At 68.3% G+C, this 16,937-nt stretch carries 15 protein-coding genes; 6 read left to right on the plus strand and 9 right to left on the minus strand.

Translation table 11 applies throughout. The features are described from left to right. Positions 1-84 precede the first annotated feature (84 nt). The 3 genes from GRI72_RS05880 to GRI72_RS05890 all read right to left on the minus strand — a co-directional run bounded on the left by GRI72_RS05880 (position 85) and on the right by GRI72_RS05890 (position 3,130). On the minus strand, positions 85-591 hold the full coding sequence (locus GRI72_RS05880) for a YbjN domain-containing protein (RefSeq protein ID WP_160732996.1): 507 nt from the start codon (positions 589-591) through the stop codon (positions 85-87). Positions 592-681: 90 nt separating this feature from the next. Continuing rightward, positions 682-1,860 carry a carboxynorspermidine decarboxylase gene (locus GRI72_RS05885; RefSeq protein ID WP_160732997.1) on the minus strand — a complete coding sequence of 393 codons (1,179 nt, stop codon included), beginning with the start codon at positions 1,858-1,860 and terminating at the stop codon, positions 682-684. Positions 1,861-1,918: 58 nt separating this feature from the next. Beyond that, a complete protein-coding gene (locus GRI72_RS05890) occupies positions 1,919-3,130 on the minus strand; it encodes a saccharopine dehydrogenase family protein (protein ID WP_160732998.1) in 1,212 nt (403 codons plus the stop codon). Positions 3,131-3,407: 277 nt separating this feature from the next. On the opposite strand from GRI72_RS05890, the gene GRI72_RS05895 reads away from it, so the two are divergent. The 5 genes from GRI72_RS05895 to GRI72_RS05915 all read left to right on the plus strand — a co-directional run bounded on the left by GRI72_RS05895 (position 3,408) and on the right by GRI72_RS05915 (position 7,353). Continuing rightward, positions 3,408-4,397 carry a pyridoxal-phosphate dependent enzyme gene (locus GRI72_RS05895; protein WP_160732999.1) on the plus strand — a complete coding sequence of 330 codons (990 nt, stop codon included), beginning with the start codon at positions 3,408-3,410 and terminating at the stop codon, positions 4,395-4,397. A gap of 84 nt (positions 4,398-4,481) precedes the next feature. Further along, on the plus strand, positions 4,482-5,696 hold the full coding sequence (locus tag GRI72_RS05900; RefSeq protein WP_160733000.1) for a BtaA family protein: 1,215 nt from the start codon (positions 4,482-4,484) through the stop codon (positions 5,694-5,696). 47 nt (positions 5,697-5,743) lie between these two features. Then, complete coding sequence (locus GRI72_RS05905; RefSeq protein ID WP_160733235.1) at positions 5,744-6,352, plus strand: class I SAM-dependent methyltransferase; 609 nt, start codon at positions 5,744-5,746, stop codon at positions 6,350-6,352. Between the two features lie 119 nt (positions 6,353-6,471). Then, a complete protein-coding gene (locus tag GRI72_RS05910) occupies positions 6,472-6,900 on the plus strand; it encodes an MAPEG family protein (protein WP_160733001.1) in 429 nt (142 codons plus the stop codon). A gap of 15 nt (positions 6,901-6,915) precedes the next feature. After that, the gene (locus tag GRI72_RS05915) at positions 6,916-7,353 is read left to right on the plus strand and encodes an MAPEG family protein (RefSeq protein WP_160733002.1); all 438 of its coding nucleotides are present in this window, start codon (positions 6,916-6,918) and stop codon (positions 7,351-7,353) included. 38 nt (positions 7,354-7,391) lie between these two features. On the opposite strand, the gene trxB is transcribed toward GRI72_RS05915, so the two are convergent. The 5 genes from trxB to otsB all read right to left on the minus strand — a co-directional run bounded on the left by trxB (position 7,392) and on the right by otsB (position 13,185). After that, positions 7,392-8,366, minus strand: a complete 975-nt coding sequence (gene trxB, locus GRI72_RS05920) for a thioredoxin-disulfide reductase (RefSeq protein WP_160733003.1) — start codon at positions 8,364-8,366, stop codon at positions 7,392-7,394. A gap of 41 nt (positions 8,367-8,407) precedes the next feature. Next, entirely contained in the window at positions 8,408-9,187 is a 780-nt protein-coding gene (locus tag GRI72_RS05925; protein ID WP_160733004.1) for a tyrosine-protein phosphatase, read from the minus strand. Between the two features lie 67 nt (positions 9,188-9,254). Further along, positions 9,255-10,646, minus strand: a complete 1,392-nt coding sequence (otsA, locus tag GRI72_RS05930; RefSeq protein WP_160733236.1) for an alpha,alpha-trehalose-phosphate synthase (UDP-forming) — start codon at positions 10,644-10,646, stop codon at positions 9,255-9,257. Next, positions 10,643-12,445 carry a glycoside hydrolase family 15 protein gene (locus tag GRI72_RS05935; RefSeq protein ID WP_160733005.1) on the minus strand — a complete coding sequence of 601 codons (1,803 nt, stop codon included), beginning with the start codon at positions 12,443-12,445 and terminating at the stop codon, positions 10,643-10,645. Before GRI72_RS05935 ends, otsA begins: the two co-directional genes overlap by 4 nt. Then, the gene (gene otsB, locus GRI72_RS05940) at positions 12,442-13,185 is read right to left on the minus strand and encodes a trehalose-phosphatase (protein WP_160733006.1); all 744 of its coding nucleotides are present in this window, start codon (positions 13,183-13,185) and stop codon (positions 12,442-12,444) included. The genes GRI72_RS05935 and otsB overlap by 4 nt, the downstream gene beginning before the upstream one ends. A 158-nt stretch (positions 13,186-13,343) precedes the next feature. On the opposite strand from otsB, the gene GRI72_RS05945 reads away from it, so the two are divergent. Next, complete coding sequence (locus tag GRI72_RS05945; protein WP_160733007.1) at positions 13,344-15,590, plus strand: FepA family TonB-dependent siderophore receptor; 2,247 nt, start codon at positions 13,344-13,346, stop codon at positions 15,588-15,590. A gap of 54 nt (positions 15,591-15,644) precedes the next feature. On the opposite strand, the gene GRI72_RS05950 is transcribed toward GRI72_RS05945, so the two are convergent. After that, entirely contained in the window at positions 15,645-16,850 is a 1,206-nt protein-coding gene (locus tag GRI72_RS05950; protein WP_160733008.1) for an MFS transporter, read from the minus strand. Positions 16,851-16,937: the final 87 nt, after the last annotated feature.

Consider the following 16,937-nt stretch of genomic DNA (forward strand, 5'->3'; position numbering starts at 1 on the left):
AAAACTCACGCCTCGCGATGCAAGTTCCGGTCGGACGAAACGGGCGCGCGGCAGGACGGTTCGTGCCGCGCGCCCGCTGCCGTGTCACTCGCCGATAAGGGTCTGGACCACGCTGGGCGCCAGGCCCAGCAGAACCAGCACGTTCGCGCGCAGGTTCGCCATCGTGATCCCGTGGTCGAGCACGACATAGCGGGTCACGCCGATCGTCCCGCTCTGGTCGCGCCAGGTGTTGACCGCGGCCTGGGCCAGGTTGGCCCGCAGCAGGCGTTCGTCGGCGATGCTGGCATCGGCGTCGAAGCGGATCTGTACCATCACCCCCTGGCACCCGGCCACATCGCCCACGTTGCAGGCGGTGCCGATCAGAAGGTAATTGGTCCCGCTCTCCGTCTGGGCAGCGACGCTGACCGGGCCGTAGTTGCCTTCCTGCGCCACCGTGTGGCCGAGTTGGCCGACCACGGCCTTCAGGTCATCGACGTCCACCGCCTTGACCACGCGCGTGGCGGAATAGTCCTGGGCCGCGGCAGGTGCGGCGGCGCCCAGCGCGCCCGCGGCCATGGCCGCGGCGGCGGTGAATGAAAACAGTTTACGCATGGTATTCCCCCCTTCTTCTTCAGGATCGGCGCCCCGACGGGCGGGCCGTGGGCCGGCCGGGCGCCGGCGGTTTCCCCCAAACGGGCCCGGTCAGCTCAACCGGTCGCGAAAGTCCTCGTAGCCGAAGCTCCGCACTTGTTCGAGGGCGTCGGTCTCACTGTCCCAGAGCCAGATGGACGGCAGCTGAACCCCGTTGAAGGTGTTGGTTTTCACCATCGAGTAATGCGCCTGGTCGAGGAAGGCGATTCGCCGGCCCGGCTCGCACGGCACCGGCAGGCGATAGTCGCCGATCACGTCCCCGGCGAGGCACGACGGACCGCCCAGGCGCACCGGCTCGCCCGCCCCCGCCGCGCCTTCTCCCAGCATGGCCGGGCGATAGGGCGCCTCGATCACGTCGGGCATGTGGCAGGTGGCCGAAACGTCGAGCGTCGCCAGCTCCATCCCGTTCCAGTGCGAATCGAGGATCGTGCCGACCAGGATGCCCGCGTCGAGCGCCACGGCCTCGCCCGGTTCGAGGTAGATCTCCGCCCCGGTATCCTCGCGCGCGTCGCGCAGGAATTCGATCAGCTTCTCGCGCTGGTAATCGGCGCGGGTGATATGGTGCCCGCCGCCCATGTTGATCCACTTGAGCTGGCCGAACCACGGCTCGATCGCGTCGAACACCTTGTCCCACGTCCGTTCCAGCGGCTCGAAATCCTGTTCGCACAAGTTGTGGAAGTGGATACCGTCCACCCGCTCCATGATCTCAGGCGTGAGCTGGTCGATCGGGAAGCCGAGCCGCGAGCCGGGGGACGACGGATCGTACCGCGGCACCTCGCCGGTCGGCACCTGCGGGTTGATCCGCAGGCCGACGTCGAAATCCTGCCCCCCGGCGCGCGCGTGGTCGAGGATCAGCGCCGCGCGTTCGAGCTGCGCCGGGGTGTTGAAGATGACGTGGTCGGAAAGGCGGCAGATCTCCTCCAGCTCCTCCGGCTTGTAGGCGGCCGAATAGGTCGCGATCTCGCCGTCGTAGAACTCGCCCGCCAGCCGCGCTTCCCACAGGCCCGAGGTGCAGACCCCGTCGAGGTATTCGCCCACGATCGGCGCGACCGACCACATCGAGAACGCCTTGAGCGCGGCGAGCACCTTGATCTCCGCCGCGTCGCGGATATCGGCCAGCACCTGGAGATTGGCGCGCAGCTTCGCCGCGTCCACCACGAAGGCGGGGCTGTCCACCCGGTCGAGGTCGAAATGCGCGAAGGCGCCCGGATCGCCGGCCCTTGTTTCCATCGTGCTGTCTGGCTCCGCTTGCTTGGCTGTCTGCGTGGTGGCGTGAAAGGCGCCGGGCCTAGAAGGGCACCGGCCCGTCCAGCTCCTTCACGTTCCACGGCAGGCCCTGGTCGCCCAGCATGTCGAGGAAGGGATCGGGATCGAACTGTTCCATGTTGAACACGCCCTCCCCGCGCCAGGCGCCCTGGAGCATCATCGCCGAACCGACCATCGCGGGCACGCCGGTGGTATAGCTGACCGCCTGGTTGCCGGTTTCCTCGTAAGCGTCCTCGTGGTCGCAGATATTGTTGATGTAGAACGTCTTTTCGCCCGACCCGTCGAGCGCCTCGCCGGTCGCGATCACGCCGATATTGGTCTTGCCCTTGGTCGTTTCGCCCAGCGTTTCGGGCTTGGGCAGGACCGCGGCGAGGAACTGCAGCGGGATGATGTCCCTGCCCTGGTACTTGACCGGGTCGATCCGCGTCATGCCCACGTTCTGCAGCACGGTCAGGTGCTTGATGTATTCGTCGCCGAACGTCATCCAGAAGCGCGCGCGTTCCAGCTCCGGGTTGAACCTGGCGAGGCTTTCCAGCTCCTCGTGATACATCATGTACATGTTCTTGGGGCCCACGCCCTCGAACTCGAACTCGACCTTCTCGGCCATGGCCGGGGTCTCGACCCACTTGCCGTTTTCCCAGTGGCGCGCGGGCGCGGTCACTTCGCGGATATTGATTTCCGGGTTGAAATTGGTCGCGAAACGCTGGCCGTGGTCGCCGCCGTTGCAATCGAGGATGTCGAGTTGGCGGATCGTCTTCAGCTTGTGCTTCTTCAGCCACATCGCGAACACGCTGGTGACCCCGGGATCGAACCCGCTGCCCAGAAGGGCCATGATCCCGGCCTCCTTGAACCGGTCGTGATAGGCCCACTGCCACTTGTATTCGAACTTCGCCTCGTCCTTCGGTTCGTAATTGGCAGTGTCGAGGTAATCGACCCCGGCCTCGAGGCAGGCGTCCATGATCGGCAGGTCCTGGTAGGGCAGGGCCAGGTTGACCACCAGGCTCGGCTCCAGCTTGCGGATCAGGTTGACCATCGCCGGCACTTCCTCGGCGTCGATCTCGTACGTCGCCACGTCCTGCCCGGTGCGCTGCTTCACGCTCTCGGCGATCGCGTCGCATTTCGACCGGGTGCGGCTGGCGAGGTGGATCTGGCTGAAGATGTCGGGATTCATCGCCATCTTGTGGACGCAGACCGAGCTTACCCCGCCCGCCCCGATTACCAGCACTTTCGACATAACTGCTCCAATCTCGTGACCGAAGGGCCCGCGCCGGGCCCGTGGATAATGCCTGCCCACATAGGGGAATGCGCCGCCATCGCAATACGATCCGAAATCGGTTTCCTACCCGGCCGCGATCGGGCATGGACCGGCCGATGTCCCGCCCGCGCCCCCTTCCCCGCCATGCTCGCCCGCGCTTCCGCCGGGCCGGTATCGCGCGCCGCGAACGGGGCGGTTTTTTAACTCCAGGACAGTGTAACATGCGGTCCATGTCCAACACGCAAGGGGCCGCCCGGTGACGGCTCCTGCCCCCTTCTCCCCCGCCCCGAATCGCGCGCCCGCGCGTGCCCCCGGGCGCCCGGGCGTGCTGCGCGCGGCGGAGGCCGTGGCCGCGATCCTTCCCCCCACGCCCCTGCTGCCGGTCGAAGTCGGCGGCACGCGCATCTGGGCCAAGGCGGAGATGCTGCAGCCGGTCGGCGCGTTCAAGATCCGCGGCGCGTGGCACCGGCTGAGCGCGATGGACGAAGCCGAGCGCGCACGCGGCGTGGTCGCCGTGTCGAGCGGGAACCACGCGCAGGGGATCGCCTGGGCGGCCCGGCGGCTGGGCATTGCCGCGACGATCGTGATGCCGCGCGACGCGCCCGCGGTGAAGCTGGAGGCGACGCGGGCGCTGGGGGCGGAGGTCGTGTTGTACGAACGGCCGGGCGAGGATCGCGACGAAGTCGCCGCGCGCGAGGTGGAGCGGCGCGGCGCGGTTCTGGTCCATGCCTTCGCCGATCCCTGGGTGATCGAGGGGCAGGGAAGCGCCGGGATCGAGATCGCCGCGCAACTGGGGCGCACGCCGTCGCGCATCGTCGCCCCCTGTGGCGGCGGCGGGTTGAGCGCCGGGCTCGCCCTCGCCTGCCCCGAGGCGCGCATCCACCCGGTCGAGCCGGAAGGCTGGGACATGGTCGGGCGCAGCCTCGAAGCGGGCGCGATCGTGCGCGCCGGCGACGATGCGCCGAAGACGATCTGCGACGCCTTGCAACCGACCGCGAGCGCGCCGGTCAACCTGGCCGTGCTGCACGACCGCAGCGAACCGGGCGTGACCGTCAGCGACGAGGAAGTGCGCGCCGCGCAGCGGTTCGCCTTCGCCCGCCTGCGGCTGGTGGTCGAACCCGGCGGGGCCGCCGCGCTCGCCGCCGTCATGGCCGGGAAAGTGCCGGTGGACGACCACAGCGTCGTCATGCTGACCGGCGGCAACTGCGACCCGCAGCGCTTCGCCGAGACGCTGGCCGGCGGCTGAACCCGCCCTTCGCGCAAACCGTCACACGGCGGACATGCAGGGCCCCTACCCGCCAGGCAGGTTCATCAGCGGGAAGCGGGCGACATGGCGGTTCAGGCAAGGCGCATCATCGACGATGCGGTGGTGCGCAAGGCGGCGCGACCGGGGGAGAAGCTGCTCGACCGGGCTTTCGCCTTCGCGTTCAAGGGGCTGGTCTATCCCCAGATATGGGAAGACCCGGTGGTGGACATGGAAGGCCTGGCGATCGAGCGCGACAGCCGCATCGTCTGCATTGCCAGCGGCGGGTGCAACGCCCTGTCCTACCTCGTGGCGGACCCGGCTGCGGTTGTCGCGGTGGACCTCAATCGCGCCCACGTCGCGCTCGGCCGGCTGAAGGCGGCGGCGATCCGCCACCTGCCGACCTACGAGCGCTTCCGCCGCTTCGTCGCCGAGGCGGACCACCACGAGAACCGCGAGGTCTACGACAGCCTGATCGCGCCCAACCTCGACCCGGAAAGCCGGCGCTACTGGGAAAGCCGCGATGCCACCGGCCGGCGGCGGATCGGCCACTTCACCCGCGGCATCTACCGCCAGGGCCTGCTCGGCGGCTTCATCGGCGTCGCGCACCTGCTCGCCCGGCTCTACCGGATCGACCTTTCGCGCGTGCTCGCCGCCGAGACGCTGGAGGAACAGCGCGCGGTGTTCGAGCGCGAACTGGCCTCGGTCTTCGATCGCCGCTTCGTCCGCTGGCTCACCGATCACCCGGCCTCGCTCTTCGGCCTCGGCATTCCGCCCGCGCAATACGCGGCGCTGGCAGGCGGCGAACGCATGGCCGCGGTCCTGCGCCGGCGGCTGGAGAAGCTGGCCTGCGGCTTCGCCGTGGCGGACAACTACTTCGCCTGGCAGGCTTTCGGCCGGGCTTACGATCGCCGACCGGAAGCCGCCCTTCCCCCCTACCTGCAGCGGGCCAACTGGACGGCGATGCGCGAACGGATCGGCCGGCTGGACGTGCGCAACGCGAACTTGGAGCACCACCTGGGACAGGCCGACGCGACCAGCCACGATCGCTATCTCCTACTCGATGCGCAGGACTGGATGGACGACGCGCAGCTCAACGCTCTCTGGGCCCAGATCACGCGCACCGCGCGGCCGGGCGCGCGCGTGCTGTTCCGCACGGCCGCCGAGCCGAGCCTGCTGCCGGGACGCCTCGCGCCGGACCTGCTCGATCGCTGGACCTATCGCGAGGCGCTGTCCGCCGACCTCACCGCGCGCGACCGGTCCTCGATCTACGGCGGCGTCCACCTCTACGAGCTGGCCTGATGCGGGGCGGCACCGGCCCCGTGGCAGGTTCCGACCACGCCGCGCTGATGGACCGGGTCTATGGCGGGCAACGGCACATCTACGACCTGACGCGCAAGTACTACCTGCTCGGCCGCGACGAGCTGATCGCCGGCCTCGATTGTCGCCCGGGCGACACGGTGCTGGAGATCGCCTGCGGCACGGGGCGCAACCTGGCGAAAGTGGCGCGGGCATGGCCGGGCACCGAGCGCCACGGGATCGACATCTCGCGCGAGATGCTGCGTTCGGCCGAACGGACGCTGGGCGACGGCGCGGTGCTCGCCGCCGCCGATGCCTGCGGCTTCGACCCGCAGGAGGCGCTCGGCCGCGCGCAGTTCGACCGGGTGATCCTGTCGTACTCGCTCTCGATGATCCCGGACTGGCAACGGGCGCTGGAACACGCCGCCGGCCTGCTCGCGCCGTTCGGATCGCTGCACGTCGTCGATTTCGGCGATCTCGGCGGCCTCCCCGGCCCAATTGCCGGTGCCCTCAGGGCCTGGCTCGCGCGGTTCCACGTCGCACCGCGAGCCGACCTGGCCCCGGTGGCAGAGCGAATCGCGGCGGAGCGCGCCCTCGCTGTTCGCCACCGGCGCGGGCGCTACGGCTACTGGCAGCACGCCACGCTCTCGCGCCTCTAGGTTCGCCCCCTCCGGGTTCGAGGCCTCGACGTTTGGCGCCTGCCGTTTGGCGCCTCCAAGTTTGACAAGGGCCCGCGCCCGACGCAATCTCCGCCGCAATTCGCCGGGGAGGGAAATCGATGCAGGCACAAATACTGGCGCCCGCCGCCGCACTGGTGGTCTGGACGCTCGTCATGCTGTTCTGGATGGCGATGACCCGCATGCCGGCGCTCAGGAAGCTGGGCGGCCTCGGCAAGGCAAAGGCCGGGGGCCGCGGGCAGGATCTGGAAGGGGTGATCGACGACCGGATCAACTGGAAATCGCACAATTACACCCATCTGCACGAACAGCCGACCCTGTTCTACGCCGTGATCGCGATCCTCGCGATCCTGGGGCCGCAGGCGCACGATGTCCTGTTCGCCTGGGCCTACGTCGCGATCCGGGTCATCCACTCGATCTGGCAGGCGACGGTCAACAAGGTCTCCGTGCGGTTCCTGCTTTTCCTCTTGTCCACTGCCTGCCTGATCGTGCTGGCGGTACGCGCCCTCGCGCTGGCGCTGAATTATTGAAATCGGAGTAGACTGATGATCGGGATGACCATTCTCCAGCCCCTCGTCGCGCTCATGGCATGGACCATGGTCATGTGGCTGTGGATGTACGTGACGCGGATTCCGGCGATGAGCCGGGCCAATATCGACACCAGCGACCTGACCGGCGGGACGGGCAAGGACCTCGACGGCGTCGTGCCCGACCGCGTCCAGTGGAAGGCCCACAATTACAACCACCTGCACGAAGCGCCTACGGTGTTCTACGCCGTCGGCCTGGCGCTGGCCCTGGTCGGACAGGGCGACGGCATGAACGCGCTGATCGCCTGGATCTACGTCGGCCTGCGGGTGACCCACTCGCTGGTGCAGGCGACGGCGAACAAGGTCATGGTCCGCTTCGTGCTCTTCGCGCTGTCGAGCATCGCGCTGATCGCGCTGATCGTGAACGCGGCGGTGACGATCTTCGAAATCGGCTGACCGGCTGCCGGGCCGCGGCGCGCCGGCCGGCCGGCCGGTTACTCCGCGGCTTCGGCCTCTTCCTTCGCGAATTCCAGCGTCGCCAGGAAACGCTCGGCGTCGAGCGCGGCCATGCACCCGGTGCCCGCGGCGGTCACCGCCTGGCGATAGGTGTGGTCCATCACGTCGCCGCAGGCGAACACGCCCGGCACCGCGGTCTTCGGCGTGCCGGGTTCGACCAGCAGGTAACCGCTCTCGTCCATCGCCAGCTTGCCCTTGAACAGCTCGGTCGCCGGCGCGTGGCCGATCGCGACGAAGGCCCCGTCCACCTCGAGGTTGGATGTCTCCCCCGTGACGGTGTCGCGAAGCACGAGATGGGTCAGCCCGCCGCCGGCCGGATCGCCCTCGAACCGCTCGACGGTCTTGTTCCACATGGTCGAGATCTTGTCCGACTTGAACAGGCGTTCCTGCAGGATCTTCTCCGCCCGCAATTCGTCGCGGCGGTGGATCAGCGTCACGTCGTCGGAGTGGTTGGTGAGATAGAGCGCCTCTTCCACCGCGGTGTTTCCGCCGCCGATCACGGCCACTTTCTTGCCGCGATAGAAGAACCCGTCGCAGGTGGCGCAGGCCGAAACGCCCTTGCCGCCCAGTTCCTGTTCGCCAGGAACGCCGAGCCACTTGGCCGAGGCGCCGGTCGCGATCACCAGCGTATCGCCGATGTACTCGTCGCCGCTGTCGCCGACGGCGCGGAACGGGGGGCCGTTCTCGATATCGACCGAGACGATCGTGTCCCACATCATCCGCGTGCCGACATGTTCGGCCTGGGCCTGCATTTCCTGCATCAGCCACGGCCCCTGGATCACGTCCTTGAAACCGGGATAGTTCTCGACGTCGGTGGTGATCGTCAGCTGACCGCCGGGCTGCAGCCCCTGCACCACGATCGGTTCCATCATCGCGCGGGCGCCGTAAATCGCCGCGGACAGCCCCGCCGGGCCGGAACCTACGATCAGCATCTTGGTGCGGTGGGTAGCCATCGGAACCTTTCCATCTGTTCAGGGCAGACCGGGGAAGTGGGTCACCCCTCGGTCAAATGCAAGCGCAGCGCCTCGCGCGCCGCCGCGTCCACCCCCAGCACATCGGCGAGGAAGGCGTCGAGCGAACCGTGCGCGTCCTCCACAGCTTCGCGCATGACATGCAGGTACCGCGCGTCGACGCCCATCAGCACCCGGATCGTGTCGTCGTCGATCGCGCCGTACCTGGCCCGGATCGTTTCCCCGCCGGCCGCAATTCGCGCCTCGATATTGCCGGCGCTGTTGGTCAGGAGGAAATCGTCCATCGCGTCGTCCTCGTGAACGCCCAGGGCATGGTGCAGCAGGGCGACCGCCATGCCCGTGCGATCCTTGCCCGCCAGGCAATGGACCAGGCTCGCCCCTTCCCCCCGCGCGAGCGCGGCGAAATACTGCCGCATGACCCACAGGACGGGCGTGCGCCGGGGCAGGTTGCGATAGATCCGCTCCATCGCCCGGTGCGCCCCTTCCACGGTCAGGACGCCGTCGGCTGCTTCCACATGGGGGGCGAGATTGGCGGTTTCGCCATCGAAGGCGATCACTTCCCCGCAGAAGCGCTCGCCGCGGCGGCAGGGATATGTGCTGCGCTCGCTCGCGCCGCGAAAATCGATCACGTGGCGAAGGGCGAGCCGGTCGATGATGGCGAGATCGGCGTCGGTCGCGCCGACGTGCTGGCCCGATCGGAACAGCAGCCCGCGCTTGACGCGCGTACCGCCGGCCGCCGGATAGCCGCCGTAATCCCGGAAATTGTGAACACCCTCGAGGGCGACGACGCGATCATGCTCCATGGCGCCTGCCTGCCATGGCCCCGGCGGCGGCACAAGCGCCGGCCGGCGGGCGCAGGGCGGCCGGGCTTCAGTCGTCCTGGCCGATCGCCGCAAGGTCGCCGGTAAACAGCTCGGTCCAACGCTGGACGTTATCTTCGCGCACCGTCTCGATCATCGCCTCCCAGCGCGCCTTGCGCTCCTCCAGCGGCATGTCGAGCGCCATCTGGATGGCCTGCGCGACATCGTCGGGACTGTGCGGGTTGACCAGGACGGCGTCGGTCAGCTGGCGCGCCGCCCCGGCGAAACGCGAGAGGATCAGGACGCCGGGATCTTCCGGGTCCTGCGCGGCGACGTATTCCTTGGCCACCAGGTTCATGCCGTCGCGCAGCGGGGTGACGAGCCCGATCTTCGCCGCGCGGTAGAACCCGCAGAGTTCGGCCAGCGAATGGCCCTTGTTGACGTAACGGATCGGCACCAGGTCGACTTCGGACCGGGCCCCGTTGATCTGCCCCGCCTTCTGTTCCAGCGTGGCGCGGATGCGCTGGTAGGATTCGACATCCTCGCGACTGGGCGGCGCGATCTGGATGAAAACCACGTCGCGCACCCGCTGCGGGTGGTGATCGAAGAAACGGCTGATGCCGTCGAGCCGTTCGGGCAGCCCCTTCGAATAGTCGAGCCGATCGACCCCGATCATCGCGGTCCGCCGCCGCGTGCTCGACAGCAGCCGCTGCCCTGCCTGCCGTGCCTCGCCGCTGTCGGCCTGCTCCATCAGGTGCTCGTAATCGATCCCGATCGGATAGGCTTTCGCGTGGGTGACCCGCCCGTCAAAGGCGATCCGGCCGGTTTCCTCGTCAACTTCGGCGCCCAGTTCCTTGCGGCAGTAGTGGCAGAAGCTTTCCAGCCACTCGTCGGTCTGGAACCCGATCAGGTCGTATTCCAGCATCGTGCGCACCAGCCGCTCGTGATAGGGTAGCGACACGAACAGGCGCGTGGGCGGCCAGGGCGTATGCAGGAAGAAGCCCATGCGGTTCGTCAGGCCCCGTTCGCGCAGCCGCGCGCCCAGCGGAAGCAGGTGATAGTCGTGCACCCAGACGAGGTCGTCGCGATCGACCAGCGGCGCGACGCTTTCCGCGAACCGCTCGTTCACGCGCTCGTAGCCCTTGCCGGTCTCGCGCTCGTACTGCGTCAGGTCGAGGCGGAAGTGGAACAGCGGCCACAGCGTCGAATTGGCGTAGCCGTTGTAGTATTCCTCGATATCCTGGTGGCCGAGATCGACGGTCGCGGTCGTCACCCCTTCGTGCCGCTGCAGGTTGATATTGCCGGTGAACTCCTCGCACTCCTGGCCGGACCAGCCGAACCAGATACCTCCGTGCTTCTTGAGCGCGGCATTGAGTGCGCCGGCCAGCCCGCCCTGGGCACCGGCAGCGCCGCGCGCCTTGGGGACGGCAACGCGATTCGAGATGACGATCAGACGGCTTATCGGACTTCGCTCCACGGTTTGGACAACAGGCCGGCGCAGTTGATTATCCCTACAAGCGAGTAGGTCTGGGGGAAGTTCCCCCACAATTCGCCGCTTTCGAAATCGATGTCTTCCGACAGCATTCCCGAGGCCGTGCGATGGCTCAGCATCGTGTCGAACAGCACCCGGGCCTCCTCGTCGCGGCCGGCCATGTGCAGCGCCTCGATCAGCCAGAAGGTGCAGACGTTGAAAGCGGTTTCGGGCAGGCCGAAATCGTCTTCGCTGTCATATCGCAGCATGTGTTCGCCGCGACGCAAGGCCTTCTCGACCGCGGCGAAAGTGCTCTGGAAACGCGGGTCGTCCGGTTGCAGGAAGCGCAGTTCGACCATCTGCAGCAGGCTGGCGTCGAGGTAGTCGCTTTCGAAGCTGGCGCCGAAGTGGCCGTCGCCGCCGTCGTCGACCCACGCCTCGCGCTCGATCTTCTCGCGGATCGCCTGGGCCCGCTCGCGCCACAGCGCGTGGCGATCGTCCTTGCCGAGATGCGCGGCGACATTGGCGAGCCGGTCGCAGGCGGCCCAGCACATGACCGCGGAATAGGTGTGCACTTCCTGCCGGGTGCGAAATTCCCACAGGCCGGCGTCGGGCTGGTCGTGCATCTTCCACGCCATCTCGCCCACTTTCTCGAGGCTGGCGAAATCGCGGTCGTCCGCCATGCGCAGAAGGCGGCGGTCGAAGAACGCCTGCGCGGTCGGCATGACGATCTGGCCGTAACAGTCGTGCTGAACCTGGAAATAGGCGGCATTGCCCACGCGGACCGGGCCCTGCCCGCGATAGCCGGCGAGGTGCGCGGCGGTGGTTTCGTCCAGCTCGCTGTCGCCCATGACCGAATAGAGCGGCTGGATCTGCCCGCCGCGAGCCGAATCGATGATGTTGCGCAGGTAGGCCAGGTATTTCTCGAGAACGTCGAGCGCGCCGATCCGGTTCAGGGCCTGGACGGTGAAATAGGAATCGCGGATCCAGCAGAACCGGTAATCCCAGTTGCGCTCGCTATGCGGCGCCTCGGGGATCGAGGTGGTCAGCGCGGCGACTATCGCGCCCGTTTCCTCGTGCTGGCAGAGCTTGAGCGCGATCGCGCAGCGGATCACGTCGTCCTGCCATTCCAGCGGGATGTGCAGCCCGCGGACCCACAGGGTCCAGTACTTGCGCGTCTGTTCCTCCATCTGGCGAAGCTGGGCGCGCAAGTTGCCGGAAAACGGCTCGTCCGGGCCGAGGAAGAAATGCTGGTCGCTTTCGACCCTGAAGACCCGGCCCGACAGGACGTGCCCGATCGGGGCGTCGGTGCTCAACCGTATGGCCTGCGGGCTGACGAGGTAGCGCACGTGATTGGTGCCATTGGTGGTCTCGGCCACTTGCGCGCCATATCCGCGCATCGGCCGCAGGACGACCCTCATCCGCGGGGCCCCGGCCAGGGGGCGCACGATGCGGACCCAGGCGACCGGGCGGTACATGCGGCCCGACCGCTCGAAACGGGGGCAGAAGTCGCGGATCTCGACCGCGCTCCCATCCTCGGCCTCCAGCCGGGTCACCAGGATCGGGGTATTGCGTTCGTAATGCTGGGTGGCCGAAACCTGCCCTTCGAGCTCGAAGCGCCATTCGCCGACGTCGCGGCGATCGTCGTTCATCAGCGAACAGAAGATCGGGTCGCCATCGACCCGCGGCACGCATCCCCAGACGAGCGCGCCGCGCCGGTCGATCAGCCCGCTGACCTGGCAGTTGCCGACAGGCCAAAGCTCGAGCGAGGTCTGTTGGTTCGCAGTCAAAGATCCAGCCAATCGTAGACGGAGGGAACGTCGGGCAGCCTGTACCGGGCCGCCGTGGGGGTGCGGTCGCCGACGATGATGCCGAAGCCGCCCGCCTCGGCGCAAGCCGCCATGCCATCTTCGTCGGTGACATCGTCGCCGATGAAGACCGGCAGCGATCCGGCAAAGGGCCGATGGCGGAGGAATTCGCGCACGGCCCCGCCCTTGTCAGCCCCGGGCTGGGTCAACTCGACGACGCCCTTGCCCCGCTTCACCGCCAGATCGTGATCGCCCGCGACCTCCCGCGCGAAAGCGAGGGCCTGCTCGCCCTTGGCAGGCGCCGACCGGAAGTGCAGCGCCGCGCCGTGCGTCTTGGTCTCGAGCGCGAGGCCGAGTTCGTGCGCCCCGCGGTGCAGGGCGTCGAACGCCGCCTGCGGCAAGGTCCGGGCCGCTTCGCCCAGTTCGCGCCCGTCCGCCGCCCGCCGGGCCGCGCCGTGCGATCCGGCGCAGGCGAGCCCGTCCACCGGGCAATGCCCGGCCAGGTCTTCGAGCGAGCGGCCGGTGACAAGCGCGAGGCGCCCGTCGAGCCGCTGCCCCAGCATCTGCAGGCTATCCGCCAGCCGCCGGGGCACCGCGATGCCGCCGGGCGTGGCGGCGATTTCCACCAGCGTGCCGTCGAAGTCGAGAAAAAGCGCGAGCGGGCACTCGTCCATCAGCCGCGCAAGCGGGGGCGGCGGGGGAAGATCGCTGGCTCCGTCCATCCGCGCCGCGTCTTAGCTTCGCGCTCTGCAAGGTCAAACCCGAATACGATTTCCTTTCGGCACCGCCGGGGTTGCATTCCCGCCAACATCGCGTAACGCGTCATGCGAATGCTTCGCAATAGCGGCGAATCAGGAAATCTCGACAAGCAGGTGGGACAATGAAATCAGCAGTGATCGTAATGTGCGGCGCGTCGGCGCTGGCGCTTTCGCAGGCCGGCGCGGCCTCGGCGAAGGAATCGGGCGCGGACGAAGCCGGCGCGCAGCAACCCGACGCACCGGCCGCGAAGGCGGAAAGCGGTGACGAACAGATCGTCGTGACCGCAGAGCGGCAGGCGATCCAGGCGCTCGGCTCCACCACGATCACCTCCGAGATGCTGGCCGAGCTTCCCCCGGTCAACGATCTCGCCGACATCATCCGCCGCCAGCCCGGGATCAACCTCACCGGCGCAGGCTCCGCCGGGACCTACGGCAACAACCGGCAGATCGACATTCGCGGGATGGGGCCGGAAAACACCCTGATCCTGGTGGACGGGAAGCCCGTCGCTTCCCGCAATTCGGTTCGCATGGGCCGCGACGGGGAGCGCAACTCGCGCGGCGACACCAACTGGGTGCCGGCCGAAGAGGTCGAGCGGATCGAGATCCTGCGCGGCCCCGCCGCGGCCCGGTACGGCTCCGGCGCAGCGGGCGGCGTGATCAACATCGTCACCAAGAGCCCGGCGGACGAATTTCGCGGCTCTCTCACCGGCTACGTGCTCGTGCCCGAGGACACGCGCGAAAGCGATACCAGGCGGGTGAACTTCTCGCTCGCCGGCCCGGTCGCCGGCAGCCTCGGCTTCCGCCTCTACGGCAATTACAGCAAGACGGGCGGGGACGATCCCCTCCTTAATGCCGAGGCCGCCGACGTCGAGGACGGCCTGGTCCCGCCCGGGGGCCGCGAAGGAGTCGAGAACAAGGACCTGAGCGCCCTCCTTCGCTGGGAGCCGGGCGACGTCCACCGGTTCGACCTCGAAGGAGGTTTCAGCCGCCAGGGCAACGAGTACGCCGGCGAATACCGGCTGAGCGGCGGCGCCGCCAGCCCGAACACCGCCGCCCTGATCGGCGAGGAAACCAATGTCCTCAAGCGCTATACCGGCAGCGCCGGCTATCGCGGCAGGTACGGCTTCGGCGAGCTGGAGGCACTGGTGCAGTACGAGGAGACGCATAACCGCCGCCTCAACGAGGGGCTGGCCGGCGGCGGCGAGGGGACCATCAACACCACCACGGAGTTTTCGACCGCGACCCTGCGCAACTGGTATGCCCAGGCGACGCTGGACGTGCCCTTCGCGACCGGCGCGGTGCAGCACGTGGTGACGACCGGGATCGAGTACAGGTACGAATATCTCGACGATCCCTACGCCGTGTCGAACAGCGCGGGTATCGACCTGCCCGGTATCGACAACCCGCAGATGCGCGACACGCAGAGCGATGCCAGCACTTACGCGACCTATGTCGAAAGCAACATGGTCTGGGGCCCGGTCACGATGACGCCGGCGATCCGGTTCGATCGGCACAGCACGTTCGGCAGCAACTGGTCGCCCAGCCTTGGCGTTTCCTACCAGGTCACGCCCAGCGTGGTGATCAAGGGTGGCATTGCGCGGGCCTTCAAGGCGCCCAACCTTTACCAGTCGAACCCGAACTACCTCTACTACACGCGCGGCCGGGGATGCCCCAATGCCTTCCCCAGCCTCGGCGGGGGCTGTTTCGTCCAGGGGAACGCGGACCTCGAGCCGGAAACCAGCGTGAACAAGGAAATCGGGATCGCCTTCCGCCCGAACGGCTGGAATGTCAGCGCGACCTATTTCCGCAACGACTACGACCAGAAGATCATCGCCAACAACGAACCGGTCGGGACCGCCCCGTACAACGGCCAGCCGGCCCGCATCTTCCAGTGGTACAATACCGGCGAGGCGATCGTGGAAGGGATCGAGGGCAATGTCCTGGTCCCCTTCGCGCGCAACCTCGTCCTCAGCACCAACGTCACCTACATGATCCGCAACGAGGATCGCGAGACGGGGCGCCTGCTGTCGGTGATCCCCGAGTACACGATCAACTCGACGCTCGACTGGGAGCTGAACGACGCGGTCAAGCTGATCGCCACCTTCACCCGCTATGGCAAGCAGGTGCCCAACGCGGTCCTCTACAGCGGGGACGAGCCGAGCGAGGAACAGTTGCAGCCGCGCGATCCCTACAATCTCGTGTCGCTGAACATGATCTTCCAGGCGGCCGAGCGCCTGCGCTTCAGCCTCGGCGTGAACAACCTGTTCGACGAGCGGCTCTATCGCGCCAGTTCCAACAACGGCGCAGGCGCCAACAACTACAACGAGCCGGGCCGCGCGTTCTTCGTCCAGACCAACCTGCGGTTCTGATTACGGCCAGAATGCCTCCGCCCCCGCCCGTCGCGCGGGCGGGGGCGGAGGCGCTCAGGCGCGGCGCAGCGCGAGCCGCAGGGCCGCAAGCGCGCCGCCGCCCAGCGCAAGCGCGCTCGCGAGATAGGGGGCGGCGGGGAACAGTGCGTAGAGGGCCGTCCCCGCGAGCGGCCCGATCACGATGCCGAGCCCCTGCGCCATCGCGACCGAGCCCGCCGCTGCCCCCTGTTCGCCGGGATCGACACTGTTCGCCGCGAGCGCCGGGACTGCGGGATAGACCATCCCCATGCCCGCGGCGGCAAAGCCATAGGCGGCCCAGAGCATGAACGGCGTCGTCGCGGCGGCGGTTGCGGCAAAGCCGGCCGCGGCCAGCGCGGCGCCGGTCGCGACCAGGCGCAGCGGCGACCAGTCGAGCTTCTGCATCAGGGTCTGGGTCGTCACCAGCGCCAGGCCAACCACGGCAAGCGCCGTTCCCGCCGCGGCGGCGGCTGCCGCCGGGTCCAGCCCCAGCCGGTCGATCGCGAAGAAACCGACCACGACTTGCGCGATGGCAACGGCGAAAGCGGCGAGGAAACCGAAAACCATGGCCGGCCGCAGGCGCGGGTCGGACAGGCGCGGCGCCGGGCGCGGCCGCGCGTCCCCGGGCGTCTCGGCCGGCAGCGCGACCCACAGCAGGGCGAGCGCGAAGAGCGGCAGGGCGGCAGTGACATAGAGCGGCAGTTGCAGGCTCCAGCCCGCAAGCAGCCCGGCAAACCCGGGGCCGACCACCAGGCCGGCAGAACTGGCGGCGCCGATCGCGGCCATGCTCTTCGCCCGCCCTTCCGGCCGGACGGTGTCGGCGACGACGGCCCCGGCAACCACCGGCACCGCGGCGTAAAACGTTCCCATCGCCGCGCGGCCAATGGCGATCCCGGCAAAGGTGGCCGCGGCCGGCAGGGCGAAGTGACGCGCCGCCTCGATGAACAGGGCCAGCGCCAGGTACGACAGGCAGAACCCCGCCAGCCCCAGCAGGAGCACCGGCCGGCGCCCCGCCCGGTCGCTGCGCACGCCCCACACGCGCGCCATGACCATCCAGGCAACCCCGGCGATCGCCATGGCAACGCCGAGGTGCCATGGCTCGAGCGACAGGACGTGCGCCAGGGGCCCCGCGACGGCCACGAAGGCCATGATCCCCACCGTGCCGGTAAAGGCCGCCAGCATGAGGGGAACGAGTGTCGCCCGGCTTGCGGCGGGGGCCTGGCCCGGCGTCGGTTCGGTCATGTCGGCACTCCCTTTTCCAGCGGGCCAGACCTTGCGGATCGCGGCTCCGAAATCAAATGCCGGTGTTGCTATTGCGAGGCAATCTCC

The sequence above is a fragment of the Pelagerythrobacter marinus genome, assembly GCF_009827515.1.
Lineage (GTDB): Bacteria > Pseudomonadota > Alphaproteobacteria > Sphingomonadales > Sphingomonadaceae > Pelagerythrobacter > Pelagerythrobacter marinus.